Origin of the sequence: Pseudomonas gingeri (genome assembly GCF_013386115.1) — a bacterium.
Classification (GTDB): domain Bacteria; phylum Pseudomonadota; class Gammaproteobacteria; order Pseudomonadales; family Pseudomonadaceae; genus Aquipseudomonas; species Aquipseudomonas gingeri.
Genome location: NZ_JACAOR010000013.1, coordinates 585,756 through 610,726 on the forward strand (window position 1 = coordinate 585,756; position 24,971 = coordinate 610,726).

The 24,971-nt window shown below is 63.6% G+C and carries 22 protein-coding genes; 3 read left to right on the forward strand and 19 right to left on the reverse strand.

The features are described 5' to 3' along the window. Window positions 1-47 precede the first annotated feature (47 nt). Window positions 48-1,277, forward strand: coding sequence for a nucleoside recognition domain-containing protein (locus tag HX881_RS26815; protein ID WP_017129188.1), 1,230 nt, complete (start codon window positions 48-50; stop codon window positions 1,275-1,277). Window positions 1,278-1,552: 275 nt separating this feature from the next. On the opposite strand, the gene HX881_RS26820 is transcribed toward HX881_RS26815, so the two are convergent. The 19 genes from HX881_RS26820 to HX881_RS26910 form a co-directional block, all read right to left on the reverse strand. Further along, complete coding sequence (locus tag HX881_RS26820) at window positions 1,553-2,185, reverse strand: ABC-type transport auxiliary lipoprotein family protein (RefSeq protein WP_177087431.1); 633 nt, start codon at window positions 2,183-2,185, stop codon at window positions 1,553-1,555. Then, entirely contained in the window at window positions 2,182-3,120 is a 939-nt protein-coding gene (locus HX881_RS26825; RefSeq protein ID WP_177087433.1) for an MlaD family protein, read from the reverse strand. The genes HX881_RS26820 and HX881_RS26825 overlap by 4 nt, the downstream gene beginning before the upstream one ends. A gap of 1 nt (window position 3,121) precedes the next feature. Further along, window positions 3,122-3,907, reverse strand: coding sequence for an ABC transporter ATP-binding protein (locus HX881_RS26830; RefSeq protein WP_177087473.1), 786 nt, complete (start codon window positions 3,905-3,907; stop codon window positions 3,122-3,124). A 32-nt stretch (window positions 3,908-3,939) separates the two neighbouring features. Then, the gene (locus tag HX881_RS26835; protein ID WP_017129184.1) at window positions 3,940-5,085 is read right to left on the reverse strand and encodes an ABC transporter permease; all 1,146 of its coding nucleotides are present in this window, start codon (window positions 5,083-5,085) and stop codon (window positions 3,940-3,942) included. 63 nt (window positions 5,086-5,148) lie between these two features. Beyond that, window positions 5,149-6,189, reverse strand: a complete 1,041-nt coding sequence (locus tag HX881_RS26840; RefSeq protein WP_017129183.1) for a DUF5924 family protein — start codon at window positions 6,187-6,189, stop codon at window positions 5,149-5,151. 208 nt (window positions 6,190-6,397) lie between these two features. Beyond that, window positions 6,398-7,789: a M16 family metallopeptidase gene (locus HX881_RS26845; protein WP_103033002.1), complete on the reverse strand. Its 1,392-nt coding sequence runs from the start codon at window positions 7,787-7,789 to the stop codon at window positions 6,398-6,400. A gap of 55 nt (window positions 7,790-7,844) precedes the next feature. Then, window positions 7,845-9,503 carry a Na/Pi cotransporter family protein gene (locus HX881_RS26850; protein ID WP_017129182.1) on the reverse strand — a complete coding sequence of 553 codons (1,659 nt, stop codon included), beginning with the start codon at window positions 9,501-9,503 and terminating at the stop codon, window positions 7,845-7,847. A 218-nt stretch (window positions 9,504-9,721) separates the two neighbouring features. Continuing rightward, on the reverse strand, window positions 9,722-10,492 hold the full coding sequence (locus tag HX881_RS26855) for a TerC family protein (RefSeq protein ID WP_017129181.1): 771 nt from the start codon (window positions 10,490-10,492) through the stop codon (window positions 9,722-9,724). Between the two features lie 90 nt (window positions 10,493-10,582). Next, window positions 10,583-11,890 (reverse strand): CitMHS family transporter, encoded by a 1,308-nt coding sequence (locus HX881_RS26860; RefSeq protein ID WP_177087435.1) that lies wholly within the window; start codon window positions 11,888-11,890, stop codon window positions 10,583-10,585. 391 nt (window positions 11,891-12,281) lie between these two features. Continuing rightward, window positions 12,282-14,243, reverse strand: coding sequence for a DUF7844 domain-containing protein (locus tag HX881_RS26865; RefSeq protein ID WP_017129179.1), 1,962 nt, complete (start codon window positions 14,241-14,243; stop codon window positions 12,282-12,284). Beyond that, window positions 14,240-14,560 (reverse strand): DUF2388 domain-containing protein, encoded by a 321-nt coding sequence (locus tag HX881_RS26870; protein WP_017129178.1) that lies wholly within the window; start codon window positions 14,558-14,560, stop codon window positions 14,240-14,242. The genes HX881_RS26865 and HX881_RS26870 overlap by 4 nt, the downstream gene beginning before the upstream one ends. Window positions 14,561-14,586: 26 nt before the next feature. Next, on the reverse strand, window positions 14,587-14,880 hold the full coding sequence (locus tag HX881_RS26875) for a DUF2388 domain-containing protein (protein ID WP_177087437.1): 294 nt from the start codon (window positions 14,878-14,880) through the stop codon (window positions 14,587-14,589). A 226-nt stretch (window positions 14,881-15,106) separates the two neighbouring features. Further along, the gene (locus tag HX881_RS26880; RefSeq protein ID WP_017129176.1) at window positions 15,107-15,424 is read right to left on the reverse strand and encodes a DUF2388 domain-containing protein; all 318 of its coding nucleotides are present in this window, start codon (window positions 15,422-15,424) and stop codon (window positions 15,107-15,109) included. A 380-nt stretch (window positions 15,425-15,804) separates the two neighbouring features. Then, window positions 15,805-16,020, reverse strand: coding sequence for a DUF1127 domain-containing protein (locus HX881_RS26885; RefSeq protein WP_017129175.1), 216 nt, complete (start codon window positions 16,018-16,020; stop codon window positions 15,805-15,807). Between the two features lie 319 nt (window positions 16,021-16,339). Further along, complete coding sequence (scpC, locus tag HX881_RS26890) at window positions 16,340-17,833, reverse strand: succinyl-CoA:acetate CoA-transferase ScpC (protein WP_017129174.1); 1,494 nt, start codon at window positions 17,831-17,833, stop codon at window positions 16,340-16,342. Between the two features lie 180 nt (window positions 17,834-18,013). Beyond that, on the reverse strand, window positions 18,014-19,450 hold the full coding sequence (locus HX881_RS26895; protein ID WP_017129173.1) for an NAD(P)(+) transhydrogenase (Re/Si-specific) subunit beta: 1,437 nt from the start codon (window positions 19,448-19,450) through the stop codon (window positions 18,014-18,016). Beyond that, window positions 19,450-19,773, reverse strand: a complete 324-nt coding sequence (locus HX881_RS26900; RefSeq protein WP_003187010.1) for an NAD(P) transhydrogenase subunit alpha part 2 — start codon at window positions 19,771-19,773, stop codon at window positions 19,450-19,452. The genes HX881_RS26895 and HX881_RS26900 overlap by 1 nt, the downstream gene beginning before the upstream one ends. 15 nt (window positions 19,774-19,788) lie before the next feature. Next, on the reverse strand, window positions 19,789-20,910 hold the full coding sequence (locus HX881_RS26905) for a Re/Si-specific NAD(P)(+) transhydrogenase subunit alpha (RefSeq protein ID WP_017129172.1): 1,122 nt from the start codon (window positions 20,908-20,910) through the stop codon (window positions 19,789-19,791). A gap of 437 nt (window positions 20,911-21,347) precedes the next feature. Next, window positions 21,348-22,247 carry a LysR family transcriptional regulator gene (locus HX881_RS26910; protein ID WP_017129171.1) on the reverse strand — a complete coding sequence of 300 codons (900 nt, stop codon included), beginning with the start codon at window positions 22,245-22,247 and terminating at the stop codon, window positions 21,348-21,350. Between the two features lie 157 nt (window positions 22,248-22,404). Here HX881_RS26910 and HX881_RS26915 point away from each other — a divergent pair, with 157 nt between their 5' ends. Further along, window positions 22,405-23,586 carry an acyl-CoA dehydrogenase gene (locus tag HX881_RS26915; RefSeq protein WP_177087439.1) on the forward strand — a complete coding sequence of 394 codons (1,182 nt, stop codon included), beginning with the start codon at window positions 22,405-22,407 and terminating at the stop codon, window positions 23,584-23,586. A gap of 14 nt (window positions 23,587-23,600) precedes the next feature. Then, window positions 23,601-24,821 (forward strand): CaiB/BaiF CoA transferase family protein, encoded by a 1,221-nt coding sequence (locus HX881_RS26920; protein ID WP_177087441.1) that lies wholly within the window; start codon window positions 23,601-23,603, stop codon window positions 24,819-24,821. The last annotated feature ends 150 nt before the right edge of the window (window positions 24,822-24,971 follow it).

A 24,971-nucleotide genomic window follows, 5' to 3' on the forward strand; every position in this document is an offset into this window, starting at 1 on the left:
TCCGGCCCGACCGCTATCATTCGCCGCATCTTCAAGGAGTTCTTTCGATGCTCAATGGCCTCTGGCTCGGCTTCTTCCTGGTGGCAATGGTCTCGGCCCTGGCGCAATGGCTGGTGGGCGGCAACAGCGGGATCTTCGCCGTCATGGTGGAAAGCATCTTCGCCATGGCCAAGCTGTCGGTCGAGGTGATGGTCCTGCTGTTCGGCACCCTGACCCTCTGGCTCGGTTTCCTGCGGATCGCCGAAAAGGCCGGGATCGTCGACTGGCTGGCCAGGGCCCTCGGCCCTCTGTTCAGCCGCCTGATGCCGGAAGTGCCGCGCGGCCACCCGGCCATCGGCCTGATCACCCTCAATTTCGCCGCCAACGGCCTGGGCCTGGACAACGCCGCCACGCCCATCGGCCTCAAGGCCATGCGCGCCCTGCAGGAACTCAATCCGAGCCAGACCGTGGCGAGCAATGCGCAGATCCTGTTCCTGGTGCTCAACGCCTCGTCGCTGACCCTGCTGCCGGTGACCATCTTCATGTACCGCGCCCAGCAGGGGGCGCCCGACCCGACCCTGGTGTTCCTGCCGATCCTGCTGGCCACCAGCGCCTCAACCCTGGTCGGCCTGCTCTCGGTGGCGGTGATGCAGCGCCTGCGCCTGTGGGACCCGGTGGTGCTGGCCTATCTGGTTCCCGGCGCGCTGATCCTCGGTGGCTTCATGGCGGTGCTGGCCGGCTTGTCGGCGACAGCCCTGGCGGCCCTGTCGTCGATCCTCGGCAACCTGACCCTGTTCGGCCTGATCATGCTGTTCTTGGTGATCGGCGCGCTGCGCAAGGTGAAGGTCTACGAGGCGTTCATCGAAGGCGCCAAGGAAGGCTTCGACGTTGCCAGGAACCTGTTGCCGTACCTGGTGGCGATGCTCTGTGCGATTGGTGTGCTGCGCGCTTCCGGGGCGCTGGACTTCGGTCTCGACGGCATTCGCCACCTGGTGCAGTGGGCCGGCTGGGACACGCGTTTTGTCGATGCGCTGCCGACGGCGATGGTCAAGCCGTTCTCCGGCAGTGCCGCCCGGGCGATGCTGATCGAGACCATGAAGACCCAGGGCGTGGACAGTTTCCCGGCCCTTGTGGCGGCGACCATCCAGGGCAGTACCGAAACCACCTTCTATGTGCTGGCGGTGTACTTCGGCGCGGTGAATATCCAGCGCGCCCGCCATGCGGTGGGCTGCGCCCTGCTGGCGGAGCTGGCCGGGGTGCTGGCGGCCATTGGGGTGTGTTACTGGTTCTTCGGCTAAAACCAGTGCTCGTCTGTGAGGGCGATGCAAGATTCAGCGGCCATCGCCGGCAAGCCAGCTCCTACAGTACGGAGTTCACCACGAAATAGCGTTGAGCCGAGAACCTTGTAGGAGCTGGCAAGCCAGTTCCCATGGTTCGGTGCCCCACCGCGAAATATGGTTGGGCCGGGAGCCCTGTGGGAACTGGCAAGCCAGCTCTCATGGTTCGGTGCCTCACCGCGAAATATCGTTGAGTCGGGAACCCTGTGGGAGCTGGCTTGCCAGCGATAGGGCCCTCAGCGTTTAGCCGAGCTCTCGCCTTGTTGCACCGCCCAGCCGATCACCTGCCCGGTCAGTTTGTCGCCGGCCTGGCCGAAGCCCGCGACCACGCCGGGCACCTGCTTGTCACCGATCGGCTGGCGCACTTCAAAGCGCCGGCTGGCGAGAATCCGCTGGTCACTGCCGCGCACCAGCCGCGCATCGAAGCGGATCACCACCTCGGCGTCCTGTCCGCGGTATTCGGTCTGGAACGCCTGCAACTCTCCGCCCAGCTCGAAATCCGCCTGCAGGTTGCTGTCGTCGGTGCTCAGCAGGCGCACCCGACCGTCGCGCTGGAAGGCGTCGAGAATACGGTTGCGCAGCAGCACCGGCGCCGGATCGCTCCAGCGCGAAGCCTTGTAGTGGCTGATCAGGTCGCCCTGGGGCACCACGGCGATGTTCGGGTTGTTCAGCGCATCGCTTGCAATGGGCTTGGCAATCCGCAACGACCAGTCGACCGGCAGGCTGTTGGCGGCCGGGAGGCTGTTCTGTGCCGTCGGCAGTCGATAGACATCCGCCGGTTCCGCCTGGGGTAGGATCGAGCAGGCGCTGCCCAGGGCCAGGCCGGTGATCAGGGTCAGTTGGCTCAGGGCGCGACGGGCAGGCCTCATGGGGTGAATTCCTTGTTCTTGTCACGGCCGAGCAGATAGCCGCTGGGGTTGGCGTTCAAGCGTTGCGAAATGGTCCGCAGGGTACTCAGGGTGTCACGCAGCTCGCGGATCGCCGGGGCCAGCTCATTGAGGCCTTGCAAGCCGCTGTTGACCGAATCCTGATTGTTGGCCAGCAGCTTGTTGATGGTAGCGCTGCTCTGTTCCAGCGATTGCATGGCGCGTTCGGCGCTGCCCAGGGCCTGGGTGCCCTGCTTGTCGAGCAGGTTGTTGGCGTTGCGCATCAGCAGCGAGGTCTGTTCCAGGGTGGCACTCACCTGCTTGCTGACCTGGGTCATCTGCTGCAGGGTCTGGCGGATATCGTCGCGCTGGCCGGCGATGGCGCCGGTGGTCTGCTGGAGGTTGTCGAGGGTCTGGCTGACATGCTCGACGTTCTCCCGGGAGAACATGGCGTTGGCGTTGTGCAGCAGCAGGTTGATGCCGCTCATCAGGTCGTTGCTGTCGTTCAGCAGGCGTGAAATGGGCGATGGCGTGGCGATGATCTCCGGCAGGTTGCCGTCCTTGCCCTTCAGCTCCGGGCTTTGCGGGGTACCGCCGCTGAGCTGGATCAGCGAGGTGCCGGTGATGCCGGTCAGAGCCAGCTTGGCCCGGGTGTCTTCCTTGATCGGGGTGTCGCCGAGCAGACGGATGCGCGCGAGGACCCGGCGCGGATCCTTCGGATCGAGGCTCAGTTGCAGCACGTCACCGACCTTGATCCCGCTGTACTGCACCGGGCTGCCCTTGGACAGGCCGCTGACCGCCTCGTTGAAGACCACCTCGTAGTCCTTGAAGGCCGTGTCGACGCTGGACTTGGCCAGCCACAGGCCGAAGAACAGGGCGCCGAGCACCACCAGTACGCTGAACAGGCCGATCATCACATGATGGGCACGGGTTTCCATCTCATCCCTCCTTGAGCGGTGTCGCCGCTTCGAATGCGGCGCGGCCACGGGGGCCATGGAAGTATTCGTGAATCCACGGGTCGTCGGTTTCGGCGACCCGTTCGATAGCGTCCGCCACCAGTACGCGTTTCTGTGCCAGCACCGCCACCCGATCGGTGATGGTGTAGAGGGTGTCGAGGTCATGGGTGACCAGGAACACGCTCAGGCCCAGGGCATCGCGCAGTGTCAGGATCAACTGGTCGAAGGCGGCGGCGCCGATGGGATCGAGGCCTGCGGTGGGTTCGTCGAGAAACAGGATATCCGGGTCCAGCGCCAGGGCCCGGGCCAGGGCGGCCCGCTTGATCATGCCGCCGGACAGCGAAGCCGGGTATTTGTTGGCGGCGGACAGCGGCAATCCGGCCAGGGCCAGTTTCACGCAGGCCAGATGCTCGGCGTCGACGCGACTGAGGCCGGCGTGTTCGATCAGCGGCAGGGCGACGTTCTCGGTGACGGTCAGCGAGGAAAACAGCGCGCCCTTCTGGAACAGCACGCCAAAGCGCCGCTCGACCTGCGAGCGGGCCTGTTCCGAGAGGCTCGGCAGGTCCTGGCCGAACACCCGCACCTCGCCCTCGCTGGGCCGGCGCAGGCCGATGATGCTGCGCATCAGCACCGACTTGCCGCTGCCGGAGCCGCCGACGACGGCGAGGATCTCGCCCTTGTACAGGTCCAGGTCGAGGTTTTCGTGCACGCTCTGGCTGCCGAAACGATTGCACAGGCCGCGGACCTGGATCACCGCTTCGCTCCTGATCGCCGCTTCGCTGGGCGGCCGCGCCACCCGGCTCACCAGCCCATCTCCATGAAGAACAGGGCGGCGACGGCGTCCAGCACGATCACGATAAAGATCGACTGGACCACGCTGGAGGTGGTGTGGGCGCCGACCGACTCGGCGCTGCCGCTGACCTTGAAGCCCTCCAGGCAACCGACGGCGGCGATCAGGAAGGCAAAGAAGGGTGCCTTCACCAGACCGACCAGAAAGTGCTGGGCGCCGATATCGGCCTGCAGCAGGGAAAGGAACATTGCTGGCGAGATGCCCAGCGACAGCGCGCAGACCACGCCGCCGCCGACAATCCCGCAGAGCATGGCGAGGAAGGTCAGCATCGGCAGCGCGATCAGCAGCGCCAGGACCCGCGGCAGCACCAGCAACTCCATGGGATCGAGGCCGAGGGTGCGAATGGCGTCGATTTCCTCGTTGGCCTTCATCGAGCCGATTTGCGCGGTAAAGGCGCTGGCGGTGCGGCCGGCCATCAGGATTGCGGTCAGCAGCACGCCGAATTCACGCAGGAAGGAGAACGCCACCAGGTCCACGGTGAAGATACTGGCGCCGAAGCTTGCCAGCACGGTCGCGCCGAGAAACGCCACCACGGCTCCCACCAGGAAGGTCAGCAGCGCAACGATGGGCGCGGCGTCGAGGCCGGTCTGTTCGATGTGGGCGACCATGGGCGTGATCCGCCAGCGCGAGGGGCGCAACAGGCTGCGGGCGAAGGTCTCGAGGATCAGGCCGATGAAGCCCAGCAGTTGCAGGGTGTCTTTCCACACCTGGTCGACGGCGCGGCCGATCCTTTCGAGCAACTGCATGCCGGCGGCCTGCTCCGGTTCCTTGACCGGTTCGCAGAAGTCCGCCAGCGAGCAGTACACGGTTTGCAGCAATGCTCGGTCGGCAGCGGACAGGTGCTCGGCATGGTCGGCCAACTGGCCGAGGCGTTCGGCACCCAGCAGTTCCACCAGCAACGAGGCGCCGGCGGTGTCGAGGGCGCCCAGTTGATCGAGGTCGACGGCCGCGGCGGCGTCATAGTTGCCGATCAGCCCGGCGGTGCGCTTTTTCAGCGCGGTGTAGTGGGCCAGCGTCCAGTCGCCGCTGATCCGCAGGCGTACGGGCGTGCTCGAGGTGTCCAATTGGGCATTGCCGGCCATCGCGCTGATGATCATGAGCTCCGTGCTGGATAGGCGTTTGCGCAAAGCACTTTAATAGCACGACCGGTTGGCGAATCACTAGGACCCTTGTGCGGTGTTTGCGGGTTGTTCCTGGTCGGTGATCTCGAAACGCAATACGCCGAGCATCTGCCCGTCCTCGGTGAGCACCCGCACCAGCCAGTGTCCGCTCGGGTCGGCCGGGAAGTTCTGCTTGTGGGTCCAGGCACGATAGCCCTCCTTGCGCCCACCGTGGATATCCAGGGCGATCCGGTCGACCTCCTGCCCGTTGAATTCCCAGACATGGTAGATCCGCTCGTCCAGCCCGCGCGGTGCGTTGATCGAAGTGTAGGCATAGAGCCCGGCGTTGCGCACCTGGCTGGCGCTGACCTGTTTCAGGCTGTCGCCGGGGGTGCGGTCCTGCAATTGCGTGGTCACCGCGACTTCGGTCATCCACAGGGTCGCGGGCGGGACCCACGAGCGCAGCAGCCAGCCCGAGCCGCCGATGGCCAGGGTCACGCTGACCAGCATCAGCCAGCCGCGCACGCTGCGCAGCGGCAGGCTGACCGCCAGGCTGGGGATCGACAGCAGCATGGCGGTGCCCAGGGCCAGCTTGTAGCTCTCGGCGGTGGTCAGGTGCAGGATGATTGGCAGCGCGGTGAGCAACGCGGCGAACAGCGTCAGGGTATGCAGGCCGAGCAGCAGCCAGCGTTTCGGCGCCAGCCACTTGTAGTACAGCGGGTCGGTGATCGACACCAGCGCCGCCGCGCCGAGCAGGCTGGTGAATACCAGTTGGCCGCTGTTCCAGGTGGTGGTGATGAAAAAGAATGGCAGGACGAAGAACAGGCTTTCCTGGTGGATCAATTGCGTCGCATAACGCAACAGCGGTTCCGGGATCTCGCGCTTGAACAGCCGGCTGAACAGTTGGGTCAGGGCGTTTTCCAGCATCAGCCAGAGCCAGCTCAGCAACAGCACGATGGCGATCAGGCTGGCCTTGCTCTGCTGGCGGTCGACCAGGATGAAACTGGCGATCCCCGAGCAGAAGCCAAAGGCCGCGATAACCCCCGGATAACGCTTCATCAGTTCGAGGAGGCGCTGGATCAAGAGGGTCAGTTTCGGCATTCGGCGATTCACAGGGCTGGCGGGAGAAATACCCTGACACAATACCGTTTTAACGCCGGGGATGGGAGCAAGCGTATTTGATGGCTCCTGGTGCCAGTGGTGATCGTTGCCACGCGCGGCAAAGCATGCAGCCCGTGACGCTCGGCGTCACAAAGCGGACGCAGAGCGTCCAGGGAGGCATTCCCACGCGGAGCGTGGGAACGATCCTTCACGGACGGGGGATCTGGTGGCGGCGCCAGGCGCGCCAGCCCAGCAGGCCGAGCACGATCAGCCCGAGCAGGCCCGCGCCCAGCCACAGCAACTGGTCATAGCTGAACAGCGGTTTCTCGATCCGCAGGTAGCCCGGCTGTTCGAACAGTTTCTGCAGGGCCTGGTTGGCATCCTTGAGCGTCACGGCCTGCAAGGCCTTGGCCGGGTTGCTGAAATGGCCGTCTTCGTAATCCCCCAGGGCGCCCCAGTAATAGTCGGCCAGGGCACTGTTACCCTGCACTGCCCAGGCCTGACGGGCAACGGCGGCCTGTTGCAGGCGGGCGAAGGTCGCCGGGTCGAGGCCGTCCTTGAGCAGTTGTGCCTTCAGCTCGGCCAGCACCTGCTTCGCCTCGCCGAGGTTGTCCCGTTCGACATCGGCATTCAGGCTGAAGAAGCCGACGCCGCCGAGCACCTCGCGTTCGCTCCACGGGCCATAGGACAGGCTGTGGGCCAACCGCAACTGACGGTAGAGCGCCCAGTCGAGGTAATCCTTGAGCAGGTCGAGGGCTTCGTCGGGTTGATCCTCCAGCACCGGCTCGGGAAACAGCCAGTGGATCTTCGCGCCGTTGCCGACCCAGCCACGGGTCAGGTCGCGCTGCGCGGCGCCGTGGTGGAGGATCTGCGGCAGTGGCAGGTGGTCGTTGGGCTCGACCGGCTGCAGTGCGCCAAAGGCCCGGTCCAGATAGGCCGGCAGCAGGCGATCGAGCTCGCCGACCATGATCAGGGTCATATTGTTCGGCGCGTACCAGTTCTTGCGTACCGCCTCCAGCTGTTCGCGGGTCAGGTGCTCGACCCCTGCCCGTCCGGGACATTTGAGGCCCAGTTCCACGGCCAGCTGATCGCTGCTGCGGTGCCCGCTCTCCTGAATATCCAGCCAGCGCTGCAAGTGCGAGTAGTGACCGCCGTCCTCGCGCTCGACCACCTGCTTGGCGGCGGCGATATCGGCGTCGCTGAAGCGGGTCCGGGTCAGGACGGCCAGCAGCAGGTCGAGGATCTTGCGCTGGTTGTTGGCCGGTGCCTCGATCACGAAGGTGGTGTCGGCATCGCTGGTGTAGGCGTTCCACTCGCCACCGAGGGCCTGCATGCGTTCCTCGAGGCCGCCCTCGCCGCTGCCGTCGATGCCGCTGAACAGCAGGTGTTCGAGCAGGTGCGGCAGTTCCTTGTCGGCGCAGGCGAAATCGTCGAAGCCGACGCCCACCACCAGGCGGATCGCCACATGCCCGCGTTCGCTGCCGGGCTTGAGCAGCAGTTGCAGGCCGTTGGGCAACTGATAACCCTCGACCTGGAAGCGATCAAGGGCATGGGCGGGGGCAAGGCTGAGCAGCAGGCACACGAACAGCAGGCAACGCATAACCATTTTCCGAGGACAGGTTCCTACGCACAGACAACGGTGAAACCGTGGACGTTCAAGGCGAGTGGGTGATATCGGCTGTTTCTTCCGAGGCCAGCGCGCCGGTCTCGGAGGTTTCCAGGACCACATAGGCGCTGCTGCAGAATAACGAATTCAGACGCTTCATGTCGGCAATCAGCTCCAGATGCAGGGAGCTGGTCTCTATGCTCTGGACGATCTTGCGTTGCAGGCGACTGACATGGGCGTGGGCCAGGCGCCGTTCCTGGGCGCGGAAGCGGCGTTTTTCCCGCAGCAACTGGCGGGCGCTTTCCCGGTCGGCGCTGAGAAACACCGAGAGGCCCAGGCGCAGGTTGTCGATCAACTGGCTGTGCAGGCCGGCCAGTTCTTCCAGGCCGACATCCGAGAACGAGCGGCGTTGCGCGGTTTTCTGTTGCTGGACCTTGCGCAGCATGCGCTCGATCAGGTCGGATGCCAGTTTCAGGTTGATCGCCAGCTCGATGATTTCCGCCCAGCGCCGGCTGTCCTGCTCGCCGAGGTCTTCCCGGGGCATCTGCGCCAGGTAGAGCTTGACCGCGCTGTAGAGCACTTCGACGTCGTCGCTCAGGCGGCGCATCTCGATGGCGACGGCGGTCTGCTTGCCCCGCAGCACGTCCAGCATGGCGGCGAGCATGTTGTCGATCAGGTCGCCGATGCGCAGGGTTTCGCGCACGGCGCTGGACAGCGCCAGGCTCGGCGTGTCGAGGGCAGCGGGGTCGAGGTGGCGTGGCTTGACCTTGCCGTTGGCCTCCGGCCGTTCCGGCAGCAGCCAGGCGCACAGCCGCGCCATGGGCCCGACGCTGGGCAGCAGCACCAGGCAGCGTACGGTGTTGTAGAGCAGGTGGAAGCCGATGACCATTTCCTGCGGGCTGAAGTCCAGGCTGTCGATCCAGTGCACCAGCGGGGTCAGCACCGGGATGATCAGCAGCAGGCCGATCAGCTTGTACAGCAGGCTGCCGAGCGCGACCTGGCGGCCCGCGGCGTTCTGCATGCTGGTGCCGAGGAAAGCCAGCACGCCGCTGCCGATATTCGCGCCGATCACCAGGCCGATGGCCACCGGCAGGCTGATCACTCCGGCGCCCGCCAGGGTCGCGGTGAGCAGTACGGCGGCGAGGCTGGAGTAGGAGATCATGGCGAACAGCGCGCCGACCAGGGCGTCGAGCAGGATATCGCCGGTCAGCGAGGCGAAGACCACCTTCACGCCCTGGGCGTGGGTGATCGGCGCGGCGGCTTCGACGATCAGTTGCAGGGCGAGGATGATCAGCCCGAGGCCGATGCCCACGCGGCCCAGTTGCCCGGCGCGGGTCTGTTTGCGCGAGAGGAAGAAGATCACCCCGAGGAAGATCAGCAGCGGCGACAGCCAGGACAGATCGAAGGTCAGCACCCGGGCCATCAGCGCGGTGCCGACGTCGGCGCCGAGCATGGTTGCCAGGGCCGGGGTCAGCGCCATCAGGCCCTGGCCGACAAAGGAGGTCACCAGCATCGCCGTGGCGTTGCTGCTCTGGACCATGGCCGTGACCAGGATACCGGCGACAAAGGCCAGCGGGCGCCGGGCCATGTTCTGGCCGATGACGTGGCGCAGGTTGGAGCCGTAGACCCGCAGGATACCGGTCCGGACGATGTGCGTGCCCCAGATCAGCAGGGTCACGGCGGAAAGCAGATTGAGCAGGGTGAGCATGAAGGGGCCCCCTGGAGTTCCAGTGCCCTGAACGGGCCAATGTATATACCGCGCGCCTTTCTACGACTTGTCCTTAAGCTTTAGTCGGCTATCGGGCCAAGCGCCAGCATCGCATAGTCAAAGCCTGCCTTGAAACAAAACTGTCACAAATTCAGCTTCCTGCGGACGCAAAAAAGGGGCAGCGAAGCCCCTTTCCTGTGGTTGCCGACGCTTCGGGTTTATTGACCCGGAACATCCTTGCGCAGTTTCACCGGGTCCTGCTGCTGTTTCTTTTTCTGCATCGCGGTGCGCATCTTGATGTTGATCGCTTCCACGGCCAGGGAGAACGCCATGGCGAAGTAGACGTAGCCTTTTGGCACATGCACTTCGAAGGCTTCGGCGATCAGCACGGTGCCGACCACGATCAGGAACGACAGGGCGAGCATCTTCAGCGACGGGTGCTTGTCGATGAAGTCGCCGATGGACTTCGAAGCCAGCATCATCACCAGCACCGCCACGACGATGGCCGCGACCATCACCGGCACATGGGAGACCATGCCGACCGCGGTGATCACCGAGTCCAGCGAAAACACGATGTCGATGATCGCGATCTGGATGATGGTGTAGAGGAAGTTGCCGCCCTTGCCCTTGGGTTCGTCGCCGACTTCCTCGTCTTCGCCTTCCAGGCCGTGGTAGATCTCCTGGGAGCTTTTCCAAAGCAGGAACAGGCCACCGAAGAACAGGATCAGGTCGCGTCCGGAAATGCCCTGGCCGAAGACCACGAACAGGTCGGCGGTCAGGCGCATGACCCAGGTGATCGACAGCAGCAGGAGGATCCGCGTGACCATCGCCAGGGCGAGGCCGAAGATCCGGGTGCGCTGCTGCATGTGCTTGGGCATGCGGCTGACCAGGATCGAGATCATGATGATGTTGTCGATGCCCAGGACAATCTCCAGGGCGGTCAGGGTGAAGAAGGCAACCCAGATTTCCGGGTTGGTCAGCCAGTCCATGTGTATTCCTTTGCGCGAGTGTTGGGCCGCCCTGGCGCCGACCTGTGCTTTACCAGGTCCGGTCGCCGGGGTGGCGGTGAATCGTTGTCTTTACAGACTGCCGAAAAACGGGAAGGTCCCCAGCAGTAGTGCTCCCACTAGTATGCACAAGCACACCAGCACTGCCCATTTCAGGGTAAACCGTTGGTGATCGCCAAACTCGATACCGGCCAAGGCGACCAGCAGGTAGGTCGATGGTACCAGCGGGCTCAACAGGTGGACGGGTTGGCCGACGATCGAGGCACGTGCCATTTCCACGGCGGTGATGCCGTAGTGGCTGGCGGCTTCGGCCAGCACCGGCAGCACGCCGTAGTAGAACGCATCGTTGGACATGAAGAAGGTGAACGGCATGCTGGCCAGCGCGGTGATCACCGCCAGGTAAGGGCCCAGCGCCGGTGGAATCACCGCCAGCAGGCTCTTGGACATGGCGTCGACCATGCCGGTGCCGGACAGGATACCGGTGAAGATGCCCGCGGCGAAGATCAGCCCGACCACTGCCAGCACGCTGCCGGCGTGGGCCGCGATACGGTCCTTCTGCTGTTGCAGGCATGGGTAGTTGACGATCATGGCGATACTGAACGCGACCATGAACAGGACCGGCAGGGGCAACAGCCCGGCGATCAGCGCGCACATCAGGCCCAGGGTCAGGGCACCGTTGAACCAGATCAGCTTCGGCCGACGGGCATCGGGGAATTGCGAGACGCTGATTTCACTGTGGTCGATATCGTCGCCGAGCACATGCAGTTCACCGAGGCGGGCACGCTCGCGCTTGCCGTAGAAGTAGGCGATCAGCAGGATCGCGACCACCCCGGCGCACATGGCCGGGATCATCGGCACGAAGATATCCGACGGGTCGACGTGCAGCGCGCTGGCGGCACGGGCGGTCGGGCCGCCCCAGGGGGTCATGTTCATCACGCCGCCGGCGAGAATGATCAGCCCGGCCATGATCCGCGGGCTCATGCCGATGCGGCTGTACAGCGGCAGCATGGCGGCGACGCAGATCATGTAGGTGGTGGCGCCGTCACCGTCGAGGGACACCACCAGGGCCAGCACGGCGGTGCCGACCGAGACTTTCAGCGGGTCACCCTTGACCAGCTTGAGGATCTTGCGCACGGCCGGGTCGAACAGGCCGGAGTCGATCATCAGGGCGAAATAGAGAATGGCGAACATCAGCATCACGCCGGTCGGCGCGAGCTTGGTGATGCCTTCGATCATCATCTTGCCGATGCTGGGGGCGAAGCCGCCGAACAGGGCGAAGATGATCGGCACGATGATCAGCGCGATCAGCGCGGACAGGCGCTTGGTCATGATCAGGTACATGAAGGTAATGACCATGGCGAAGCCAAGGAAAGTCAGCATGGGGATACTCCGGGCGTAACGCGGCTAGGGAAAGGCGAAGCGACTGGGGTCAGCGCAGGGCGGTCAGCGCGGGAGGCACGGGCGGAGTTGCAGCGAACAGGCGGGTCGTAGCGGACATCGGTATCACCAATTGTTGTTGTTGATTGGGCCGTTGAGCGTCTGCGGGACGCGCCACGGCCGACCGGTCTGGTGCCGGCGGTGAGGCGATGCTAATGGGGCAAGCTTTCAGCCAGCTTTCGTTGCTGAAAGTCGGACGGAAGGTCATGGGCGTTGTCTGGGCACCGCGCGCTGGTGGGAGTGGGCTTGTCCACGAAGGCGGGCGACGCGCAGCGACAGGCAGATCGCGTTATGGTTCTTCGCGGGCAAGCCCGGCTCCCACACACACATGCGGTCAGGGCAGTTCGAGCCCGCCCGCGGCCTTGTGCAGGCTGCGCAAGTGCTCGCCGACCAGCTTCAGGTTGGCTTCGCTGGCTTCGATCTCGGCCTCGCGCGCCGGGTCGAGGAGTTTGCGCACTTCCTTGTCCAGGTCGCCGGTGAGGCGTTGCAGCTGTTGCTGGCGCTGGCTGCTTTCGGCTTCCAGACGCTGCCATTCGCCCGGTTGCGGCAGGCCATAGCCACCACTGCCGAGCAGTTCCGCCGGGCGACTGAGGAAGCCGCTGTTGGCGAGGATGGCCTGCAAGGTTCGGTTGGCCTGGTCCATGCCGCCGTCCTTGATATCGCGTCCGCCCAGGTACTTCTGCTTGACCTCGTCCTGGGCCAGCAGCAGTTGCCGGCGATAGCCCGCCTGCTCCAGCAGCAGCAAGGCGGCGCTGGTGCGCAGGTCGGCCTGGGCGAACCAGGGGCGGCGTTCCTCAGGGGACAGCGACAACCAGTCCTCGACGGTTTCCTGCCTGATCGGCAGGTGTTTCTTCAGCACTTCGAACATCGCCTGGTAGCGGTCGCGGTAGGAGTCGAAGCGATACCCCAGGCGCAGGGCTTCACGCGGGTCGTCGAGCACGCTGGTGTCGGCCAGGCCACGGCCCTTGAGCACTTCCAGCAGACCGTTGGGCATGATGCTGTCCAGGCCCTTGAGCTGGGCATTGTCGGTGCCGCTGCGCAACAGCTTGAGGGTCTCGACCGCGCAGTTGTTGGTCACGAAGTAGTAGTTGCCGTCGTAGCTCCAGTGCATTTCGGCGGCGTGCTCGACGACTTCCTCGATTTCCCGGCGCGACAGTTTCAGCGGCACCGAGGCCAGGCTGCGCAGTTCGGTCTTGGTGTATTCGTCGATGACCTGGGCCAGCGGCAGGACGAACAGCCGCGACGGATAGGCACCGGTCAGGCCACCCCAGGTCGAGAGTTGCACATCGTTGACGAAGGCGCGGTACGACAGCACCAGGTGCTGGTCCAGGTCCAGCCGGCAATCCGGTCCGCGTGGACGGCCGGGGGCGCAGATCACCAGGCGCAACATGCTGTGGCCCCAGCGGCTGACCCAGTTCTGGTTGGCTTCGGCCAACAGGTAGTCGACTTCATAGACCCGCTCGGGATCGATCCGGCCCAGCGGGGTCTTGCCGAAATCGTTGCCGGCATTCAGGAACGGGAAGGCCTTGTCGCAGTTGTCCTTCGCCGGCGGCGCCCAGCCGAAGCGTTCCTGGTAATAGCGGTACAGTGCCGGCCGACGGCAGGCGTAGGCCGGGTCGAGGAGGAAGTACTCCATGTTGACCGCGACGAACTCCTTGGGATTGGTGGTCTCGTAGATATCCGGGCTGCGGGCGACCTGCTTGTTGTGCTGCTCGCGCTGGCCGCGGGTGCCCACCGACTGCTGCCAGCCGGCCAGGTCCAGCAGGCGCGGGTCGTCGCTGAGGGTAAAGCGTCGGTTGGTCTGGCCCCGGCATTGGTCGGGCAGGCCGATCAGGCCGGTGTTGCCGTTCTGTCGGCTGCAGCGCTGGATCAGCGTGCGTTCGGCATCGGGCCACAGGCGGGCGCGGTCATAGATGTGGGTGAGCTCATGGAGCACGGTGGCGAGCATTTCCTCGCGCACGGTGCCGTGGGGGCGGTTGGTCTTCTTGCTGGCCGCGGAGCCGTCCACCAGGCCGGGGAGCAGGTTGCGGTTGAGGTCCAGCTCCGCGACCAGGGTTGCCTGCCCGTAGGCATTGGCCGGCATATCGGTCGACCAGCCGACGTCGATGCGTCGGTCCAGCTGCTCGATAAAGCGTGGCGGCAGGTGCGCCATGGCCTCATCGAGCAGGACCTGGCTGGCACTCTGTTCGGCGGGGCTCAGGCCGTCGGTCTTGAGCCGCAGTTGCAGGCCGGCCTGGGCCGCGTTGCCACTGAGCAACAGCGCGCAGGCCAGCAGCCAGCCGGCAAGTGGCCTCACAGAGCGAGAATGGCTTCGGCGAGGGTCTGGTCGCTGGCGTCGCGGGCTTCCGGCACCTGGGTACGCAGGGCATTGAAGGCGGCTTCCAGTTGCGCTCCACGGATCTCGCCATGGCTGGCGACAAAACTGGCGGCATCGTCATGGGCTTCGCGAACCACTTTCGAGTCGCGGATCGAGGTGGTGGTGTCCGAGGTGAAATCGATGGTACGGCCCGAGGCACGCACGATGATGTTGCTGGTGGCCACCAGGGTATGCGCCGAAGCCACGTCGGCCAGCAACAACAGGCCGAGGGTAGCGGCGATCAGGGGGGTACGCATGAAGTGTCTCCGGGATACAGAAGTGACTATTGGACGAGAATTGCCTCGGCCAGTTCAAGGTCGCTGGCATGAAGTTTTGGCTGGGCCTGACGCAGCCAGGCCAGGGCCGACTCCAGTCGTGCGCCGCGTAACCGGCCGTCACTGGCGACAAAGGCTGCGGCATCATCCTGGGCCGCCAGTATCAGTTTATGGTCGAAGGGCGCGGTGGTCACCTGGCTGGTGGCATAACCGCTGATGACGACGCCTTGTGTGGTCAGGTCGAATGCGTGGGCCTGAGTGATCCAGCAGAGTGCTATGAGCAATAAGGATAGTGAACGCATGGGTCTCGAGGGCTGAATGAACGAGCGTCAAGGCTAGCGGAATGCGCGGACCAGAGCCAGCGCGCCAATTATCGATGAAATATCGTGCAACGTTGCACACCCTTTCAACACTCAAGCGCGGTCCCTCGTAGGAACCGTGCTTGCCCGCGAAGCTTTTGACGATTTCAACGGCCCCTTCGCGGCGATGCGCCGTCCTGACAAGCCCGGCTCCTGCAGATCATTCGGTTCAGATCGCCAGGATCGCCTGGGCCAGTTGTGCGTCGCTGGCTTGCAGTTGTGGCGCCTGGCGCCGAATCGTGTCGAATGCGCTTTCCAGCTTCACGCTGCGGATCTGCCCGTCGCTGGCGACGAAGCTGGCGGCGTCGTCCTGGGCGGCGCGCACGATCTTGTTGTCACGCAACGACGAAGTGGCATCGGACGTCGCGTCGGAAGTGGCCTTGAGGGCGCCGACCAGGGAGTCGGTGGTGACGATGAAGCTGCTGGCATTGGCCGTGGCGGCCAGGCACAACAGGGCAGCAGCGCTGAGCAGGCGAAGACGGGACATGGTGGATCTCCTGGACATGAGTAGGAACAGTGGCGCAAGGCAACAACGGCCACTGGGACGCGATAAGCGATGAACCTCAGACGCACATTCCGCGCTGCGGGCTACCTATGACCGCGATAGTAGGCGGAGTTCCCGGTGGACGGAAAGCCGGTTGTGTCGTCCTGATAGCCGGGCTAGAGCCTTTTCGTCGGATTTCATAAACTGTACCGGTTGTTTGTTGATTTATTTAAAACTGTACATGTCCGGGTGTTTTCCCATTCCATCGGGCAATCCCGGGGGCCGGAAACGACAAAGCCCGTCGCGGTTTCCCGCGACGGGCTCTGTTTTTTCAATTCGGGTGCTGGCGGTGGACCCGGTGGGTCAGGGCCAGCGAGCGCTGCTTAGCGCCAGAACGGCTTGCTCAACTCTTCGTAGCGCTGTGCTTCGCTGATACCGGCATCGGCCAGCAGGCGAGCATCCAGACGAGCCAGTTGATGGCGGCTGGCGATACGGCGCTGCCACAGCATCAGGTTGGCGAGAACGCGCAGAGGCAGGGCAGCTTGAGCGTTGGTAGCGGTGTTTTCGTAGAACAGGTCGGAACTGAGTGTACGTTCCATGATTGACATCCTTCCGCTTATGGCGGGATTAGGTAGTGGTTTAACTGATGCCAATGATCCTCCTCTTTGCCTAGTCTCTCTAGATACAGTTCATCTGTATTGTGAGGGACCAGTTAACTGTTTATAGGTGCTGTACTGCTCATAATTGAGGCAACTGTACCTGTCAGCACAGTATTGGTGCATTTTTGGTCGGGTGGGGGAAAGCGGGGGAGGTTTCAGCAGGAAAATGACCGGTACAGCAGTACAGTTTTTATCAGTTGTTTGGGGAAGGTGCTCCCGCTGACGAAACTGTGTTTGCGTCAGCGGGAAACTGTATCAATCAGTCGGCCAGCATTTTCCCGGTTTCTTCCAGGTTGATGTGCCAGCTCAGTGCATCGCGCAAAATGTGCGGTGTGTGGCCGCCCAGGGCGCAGGCACGTTCGAAGTAACTGTCGAGTGCCTCGCGGTACATCGGGTGCACGCAGTTGTCGATCACCGCCCTCGCCCGTTCCCGTGGCGCCAGGCCGCGCAGGTCGGCCAGGCCGATTTCGGTGACGAGGATATCGACGTCATGCTCGGTATGGTCCACATGGCTGACCATCGGCACCACGCTGGAGATCGCCCCGCCCTTGGCGATCGACTTGGTGACGAAGATCGCCAGGTGCGCGTTGCGCGCGAAGTCCCCGGAACCGCCGATGCCGTTCATCATCCGCGTGCCGCAGACATGGGTGGAGTTGACGTTGCCGTACAGGTCGAACTCCAGGGCGGTGTTGATGCCGATGATACCGAGGCGGCGCACCACTTCCGGGTGGTTGGAGATTTCCTGCGGACGCAGCACCAGCTTCTCTTTATAGCGTTCCAGGTTGCCGAACACATCGCTGTTGCGCCGGCTCGACAAGGTGATCGAACTGCCGGAGGCGAACGACAGCTTGCCCGCGTCGATCAGGTCGAAGGTCGAGTCCTGCAGTACCTCGGAGTACATGGTCAGGTCTTCGAACGGCGAGTCGATCAGGCCGCACATCACCGCGTTGGCGATATTGCCGATGCCGGCCTGCAGCGGGCCGAGCCTGTTGGTCATGCGCCCGTCGGCCACTTCTTCCTTGAGGAAGGCGATCAGGTGGTCGGCGATGGCCTGGGTGTCGGCGTCCGGCGGGGTCACGGTGGACGGCGAGTCGGGCTGGTTGGTGATCACGATGGCGACGATCTTGGCCGGATCGATCGGGATCGCGGTGCTGCCGATGCGATCATCGACCTTGACCAGCGGGATCGGCGTACGGGTCGGGCGATAGCTGGGGATATAGATGTCGTGCAGGCCTTCCAGGTTCGGGTTGTGCGCCAGGTTGATCTCGACGATCACCTGCTTGGCGAAGATCGCGAAGCTGGCCGAGTTGCCCACCGAGGTGGTCGGCACGATATGCCCCTGCTCGGTGATCGCCACGGCCTCGATGACCGCCAGGTCCGGCAGCTTGAGCTGCTTGTTGCGCAGTTGCTCGACGGTTTCCGACAGGTGCTGGTCGATAAACATCACTTCGCCGGCGTTGATCGCCTTGCGCAGGGTGCTGTCGACCTGGAACGGCATGCGCCGCGACAGGACACCGGCTTCGGTGAGCTGCTTGTCGAGGTCGTTGCCCAGGCTGGCGCCGGTCATCAGGGTGATCTTCAGCGGTGACAGCTTGGCGCGCTCGGCCAGTGCATGAGGGACGGCCTTGGCCTCGCCGGCGCGGGTGAAGCCGCTCATGCCGACGGTCATGCCGTCCTGGATCAGGGCGGCAGCGTCAGCCGCGCTCATCACCTTGCTGGAAAGAGAAGGCAAGCGAATACGATCACGGTACATGGAGTTTTTCTCGGGCAACGGAGGCAAGATGCGCAGTCTAGACATTTCAAAAGGTTTCGCCGCCCGACCAAGGTCGAATGCCAGGCCCCGATTCAGAGCCTTCGGTCGGTTTTCTGCGGGCAAAGAAAAAACCCACCCTACTAAAGGATGGGGTTTTCGGTATTGCGCTACGGCAAGGTTTTACTCGACAGCCTTGACCATGTCCTCGATCACCTTCTTCGCGTCGCCGAAGACCATCATGGTCTTGTCGAGGTAGAACAGCTCGTTATCCAGGCCGGCGTAGCCGCTGGCCATGGAGCGCTTGTTGACGATGATGGTCTTGGCCTTGAAGGCCTCGAGAATCGGCATGCCGGCAATCGGCGACTTCGGATCGTTCTTCGCCGCCGGGTTGACCACATCGTTGGCGCCGAGCACCAGCACCACGTCGGCCTGGCCGAATTCGGAGTTGATGTCTTCCATCTCGAACACCTGGTCGTAAGGCACCTCGGCCTCGGCCAGCAGCACGTTCATATGCCCGGGCATGCGCCCCGCCACCGGGTGGATCGCGTACTTCACGGTAACGCCGCGGTGGGTCAGTTTCTCGGTCAGTTCCTTGAGCGCGTGCTGGGCACGGGCCACCGCCAGGCCGTAGCCGGGCACGATGATGACCGTGTCGGCGTTGGTCAGCAGGAAAGTCGCATCGTCGGCCGAACCGGATTTCACCGGCCGCGCCTCTTTCGCACCGGCCGGGCCGGCGGCGTCCGCGCTGTTGCCGAAGCCGCCGAGCAACACGTTGAAGAACGAACGGTTCATCGCCTTGCACATGATGTACGAGAGGATCGCCCCGCTTGAGCCGACCAGCGAGCCGGCGATGATCAGCATCGAGTTGTTCAGCGAGAAGCCGATCCCCGCCGCTGCCCAGCCGGAATAGCTGTTGAGCATCGACACCACCACTGGCATGTCGGCGCCGCCGATGGGGATGATGATCAGCACGCCGAGCACGAAGGCCAGGGCCAGCATCAGGGCAAAGGCGCCGAGGTTGCCGGTCAGCATGAAGGTCACGCCGAGACCGAGGGTTGCCAGGCCCAGCAGCAGGTTCAGCTTGTGCTGGCCACCGAATTGTACCGGTGCGCCCTGGAACAGGCGGAACTTGTACTTGCCCGACAGCTTGCCGAAGGCGATCACCGAACCGGAGAAGGTGATCGCGCCGATCGCCGCGCCGAGGAACAGCTCCAGGCGGTTGCCCGCCGGAATCGAGTCGCCCAGTTGCTTGACGATGCCCAAGGATTGCGGCTCGACCACCGCCGCGATGGCTATGAAGACCGCGGCCAGGCCGATCATGCTGTGCATGAACGCCACCAGCTCCGGCATCTTGGTCATCTCGACGCGCTTGGCCATGATCGAGCCGGCGGTGCCGCCGATCAGCAGGCCGACGATCACATAGCCGATACCCGCGGTAGCCAGTTCGGCTCCCAGCTTATAGATGAGGCCGATGGTGGTGAGGATCGCCAGGGCCATGCCGAGCATGCCGAACAGGTTGCCGCGCCGCGACGTGGTCGGGTGCGACAGGCCCTTGAGCGCCTGGATGAAGCAGATCGACGCGATCAGGTAGAGCGTCGTTACGAGATTCATGCTCATTACTTCGGCGCCTCTTCTTTTACGGCTTTCGGGGCTTTTTTCTTGAACATCTCAAGCATGCGGCGCGTCACCAGGAAGCCACCGAACACGTTTACCGCGGCCAGGGCCACGGCCAGGGTGCCCATGGTCTTGCCCAGCGGGGTCACGGTCAGCGCGGCGGCGAGCATGGCGCCGACGATCACGATCGCCGAGATGGCGTTGGTCACTGCCATGAGAGGCGTATGCAGCGCGGGTGTCACGTTCCAGACCACGTGGTAACCGACATAGATAGCCAGCACGAAGATGATCAGGTTGTAGATACCGGGGGAGATAAGCTCTTCCATCGTCTGAATCCCTGCTTAGGCGTTTTTGCGGATGACTTGGCCGTCGCGGCACATCAGGCACGCGGCGACGATGTCGTCTTCGAGGTTCACTTCGAACTGGCCTTCCTTGTTGAAGACCAGCTTCAGGAAATCCAGCAGGTTGCGGGCATACAGCGCCGAGGCATCCGCCGCGACTTCACCGGCCAGGTTGGTCGGGCCGCAGATGGTCACGCCGTGCTCGACCACCACCTGGTCGGCCACGGTCAGCGGGCAGTTGCCGCCCTGGGCGGCGGCGAGGTCGATGACTACCGAGCCGGGCTTCATCTGCGCGACCGTCTCGGCGCTCAGCAGCACCGGTGCCTTGCGACCGGGAATCAGTGCGGTGGTAATGACGATATCGGCCTGCTTGGCGCGTTCGTGCACGGCCTGGGCCTGGCGCTGCATCCAGCTGGCCGGCATCGGCCGTGCGTAGCCGCCGACACCGACTGCGCATTCGCGCTCTTCATCGGTCTCGTAGGGCACGTCGACGAACTTCGCTCCGAGGGACTCGATCTGCTCCTTCACCGCCGGACGCACGTCCGAGGCTTCGATCACCGCACCCAGGCGCTTGGCCGTGGCGATTGCCTGCAGTCCGGCCACACCGGCACCGAGGATCAGCACGCGGGCGGCCTTCACGGTACCCGCCGCGGTCATCAGCATCGGCATGAAGCGCGGGTAGTGATGGGCGGCCAGCAACACGGCCTTGTAGCCGGCAATGTTGGCCTGGGACGAGAGCACGTCGAGGCTTTGCGCGCGGGAGGTACGTGGCGCGGCCTCCAGGGCGAAGGCCGTAATGCCCTGGGCCGCCAGCCTGGCGATGGTTTCATTGCTGAACGGATTGAGCATGCCCACCAGCACGGTACCGTGCCTGATCAGCGCCAGTTCACTGTCGCTGGGGGCGACCACCTTGAGAATCAGCTCGGCGGCAAAGGCTTCGGCGGCGCTGCCAATAGTGGCGCCTGCTGCCTCATACGCACTGTCGACAACGCTGGCGTTGAGCCCGGCGCCGCTTTGCACAGTGACCTTATGACCTTGGCCGACCAGCTTCTTGATGGTTTCCGGGGTTGCAGCAACCCGCGTTTCACCCGTCTGGGTTTCGAGAGGAACACCAATGTGCACGTCAAATCTCCTGCGTGATCTTTTTTATAAGAAGGCCAGCGCACTGCGGATGGTGCGACTGGAGCGGCCGATCAGCACGATCCCGCCGGTTTCGAGGCGGGGCGCGGCATTTTGCAGGCGAAAACTGCCCCCTTCAAGAGATTCTGAAAGGTGACGCAATATTAACTACAAGTCACCCTGTGACTGAATGTCGCACGGATTGGCCGCAGGCCCACAGAATAGAGGCCTCACATGGATTCTGGCTGGAAATGGAGAAATTTCGAATCGGCGACATGAATAAGTCGATATTGCAGGCGATATGGGCTGTAGCCCTTGCCATCAGGCACTTTCGTGCAAGATTGAGGGGCGTCGGTACAGTCTGCTTAAAGGCGACATATTCTTATATCTGTAGGGCTTTTGTTTTGCTGACTACGAGGTCAAGTAATGGCGGAAAGCCTTCAGGAAAGCAGGCTGTAGCCTTGTGCCTGGCTTACCAGCCAGTCACGAAAAGCCCGTAAAGACGCCGATTCGACTTTCCGGTCGGGAATCATCAGGTAATAGGCCTTGATGCTGGAGAGCGCATTGGGGTTGGCGATCACCAGGCGTTTCTCGGCCAGTTCGCGCTGGATCAGGAACGGTGGAATCAGCGCGATCCCCATCTCGTGCATGGCGGCCTGGGCCAGCATGGAGAATAGCTCGTAGCGCGGGCCTGTCATGTCGCGGGGGATATTCAGTTCCTGGGCGTTGAACCACTGGCGCCAGGCGTAGGGCCGTGTGGTCTGTTGCAGCAGCGGCAATTCGGCGATCTGCGTCGCGCTCAGGCTCTGGCGGTTGCCGAGCATGGCCGGACTGCATACCGGCATCGGGTTCTCGCCCATCAGGCGATGGGATTCGGTACCCGACCAGTCGGCATCGCCGAAGTAGATGGCGGCGTCGAAGTCGGTATCGGCAAACAGGAACGGCCGGGTGCGGTTGGTCAGGTTGACCGTGACTTCCGGGTGCTGTTGCTGGAAATCCTTGAGTCGCGGCAACAGCCATTGGGTGCCGAATGTCGGTACCACCGCCAGTTCGATCACATTGGTGCCCTGCTGGCCCATGACGGACAGGGTGTCGCGTTCGACTGCGTCCAGTTGCGTGGCGATACGGCGGCTGTAGGACAGACCTGCCTCGGTCAGCTTCACGCCCCGTCGTGAGCGTCGGAAGAGTTCGACACTGAGGAACTCTTCCAGGCTGGCGATCTGTCGGCAAATTGCGCCCTGAGTGAGGGAAAGCTCGACCGCGGCCTTGGTAAAGCTCTCATGGCGGGCGGCGGCTTCGAAGCTGACCAGCGCGGCGGTGCTGGGGATCTTCCTGCGCATATACGGCAACCTCACTAAATATGGGTCGAAAAGGCGTTCAAAAGGTTTTCGGAGTGAGAAATTAGCACAACAGCATGCGAAATCCTCGTTTGCCGGATCCTCGGGTGACGCCTAGGATCAATCCACGATATTTGACCTACTTCGCGAGGACTCTCCCATGGGCGGTAAAGCTAGCTTCAACTGGATCGATCCCCTGCTGCTGGATCAACAGCTCACTGAAGAGGAGCGGATGATTCGTGACACCGCCCAGCAGTTCGCCCAGGACAAGCTGGCGCCACGGGTTCTCGAAGCCTTCCGGCATGAAAAGACCGACCCGGCGATCTTTCGCGAAATGGGTGAGGTCGGCCTGCTGGGCGCGACCATTCCGGTCGAGTACGGCGGCAGCGGCCTCAACTATGTCAGCTACGGCCTGATCGCCCGTGAAGTGGAGCGCGTCGACTCGGGCTACCGCTCGATGATGAGTGTGCAGTCTTCCCTGGTGATGGTGCCGATCAATGAGTTCGGCACCGAGGCGCAGAAGCAGAAGTACCTGCCGAAACTGGCCTCCGGCGAATGGATCGGCTGCTTCGGCCTGACCGAGCCGAACCACGGTTCCGATCCCGGGGCGATGATCACCCGTGCGCGCAAGGTCGAAGGCGGCTACAGCCTGACCGGCAGCAAGATGTGGATCACCAACAGTCCGATCGCCGATGTGTTCGTGGTCTGGGGCAAGGACGATGCCGGCGATATCCGCGGTTTTGTTCTGGAGAAAGGCTGGAAAGGCCTGAGCGCCCCGGCGATTCACGGCAAGGTCGGCCTGCGCGCCTCCATCACCGGCGAAATCGTCATGGACAACGTCTTTGTCCCCGAAGAGAACGTCTTCCCGGATGTCCGTGGCCTGAAAGGCCCGTTCACCTGCCTCAACTCCGCCCGCTACGGCATCTCCTGGGGCGCGCTGGGCGCTGCCGAGTTCTGCTGGCACACCGCTCGCCAGTACACCCTGGATCGTCAGCAGTTCGGTCGCCCGTTGGCTGCCACCCAGTTGATCCAGAAGAAGCTGGCCGACATGCAGACTGAAATCACCCTCGCCCTCCAGGGCTGCCTGCGCCTGGGTCGGATGAAGGATGAAGGTACGGCGGCGGTGGAAATCACTTCGATCATGAAGCGCAACTCCTGCGGCAAGTCCCTGGACATCGCCCGCATGGCGCGGGACATGCTCGGCGGCAACGGCATCTCCGACGAGTTCGGGGTCGCTCGTCACCTGGTGAACCTGGAAGTGGTGAATACCTATGAAGGCACCCACGACGTGCATGCGCTGATTCTCGGGCGTGCGCAAACCGGCCTCCAGGCGTTCTACTGACAGGAGCTCGGCTCATGGGCGCGCTTTCGCATCTGCGGGTATTGGATTTGTCGCGGGTATTGGCCGGACCCTGGTCCGGTCAGATCCTCGCGGACCTGGGGGCCGAGGTGATCAAGGTCGAGCGCCCGGGCAACGGCGATGACACTCGCGCGTGGGGGCCGCCCTTCCTGAAGGACGCCTACGGAGAGAACACCAGCGAAGCGGCTTACTACCTGTCGGCCAACCGCAACAAGCAATCGGTCACCATCGACTTCACCCGGCCCGAGGGCCAGCGCCTGGTGCGCGAGCTGGCGATGAAGTCCGATATCCTGATCGAGAACTTCAAGGTCGGCGGGCTGGCGGCCTATGGCCTGGACTACCCATCGCTCAAGGCGCTCAACCCGAACCTGATCTATTGCTCGATCACCGGGTTCGGTCAGACCGGGCCTTATGCCAAGCGTGCCGGCTATGACTTCATGATCCAGGGGCTGGGCGGGCTGATGAGCCTGACGGGCAGGCCGGAGGGCGATGAAGGTGCCGGTCCGGTGAAAGTGGGCGTGGCCCTGACCGATATCCTCACTGGCCTGTACTCGACCGTGGCGATCCTTGCGGCCCTGGCCCATCGGGATCATGGCGGTGGTGGGCAGCATATCGACATGGCTTTGCTGGATGTACAGGTGGCATGCCTGGCCAACCAGGCGATGAACTACCTGACCACCGGGGTGGCTCCCAAGCGCCTGGGCAATGCCCATCCGAATATCGTGCCGTACCAGGACTTCCCTACCGCCGATGGCGACTTCATCCTGACGGTGGGTAATGACGGGCAGTTCCGCAAGTTCGCCGAGGTGGCGGGTCAGCCGCAATGGGCGGACGATCCGCGCTTCGTCACCAACAAGCTGCGGGTGGCCAACCGCGCGGTGCTGATTCCGCTTATTCGCCAGGCCACCATATTCAAGACGACGGCCGAGTGGGTGACGCAGCTGGAGCAGGCCGGTGTACCGTGCGGGCCGATCAATGATCTGTCGCAGGTGTTTGCCGATCCCCAGGTACAGGCGCGTGGGCTGGCCATCGAGCTGCCCCATGCCCTGGCCGGGCGGGTGCCGCAGGTTGCGAGTCCTATCCGGCTTTCCGAGACGCCGGTGGAATATCGTAATGCCCCTCCTCTATTGGGCGAGCACACGCTGGAGGTCCTGCAGCGGGTATTGAGCCTGACGCCGGAGACGGTGGCCGGATTGCGGGAAGCCGGGGTGCTCTAGGCGCCCTGCTCTCTTCTATATAGGTAGGAGAGCCGGCTTGCTGGCGATGGCGTCCTTTTGGGCGCTGCAAGGTTTGCTGGCCCCATCGCTGGCAAGCCAGCTCCTACAGGGTTGCGTGTTCTGACTTGGTTCTGCGCTGTTTCTGACCCT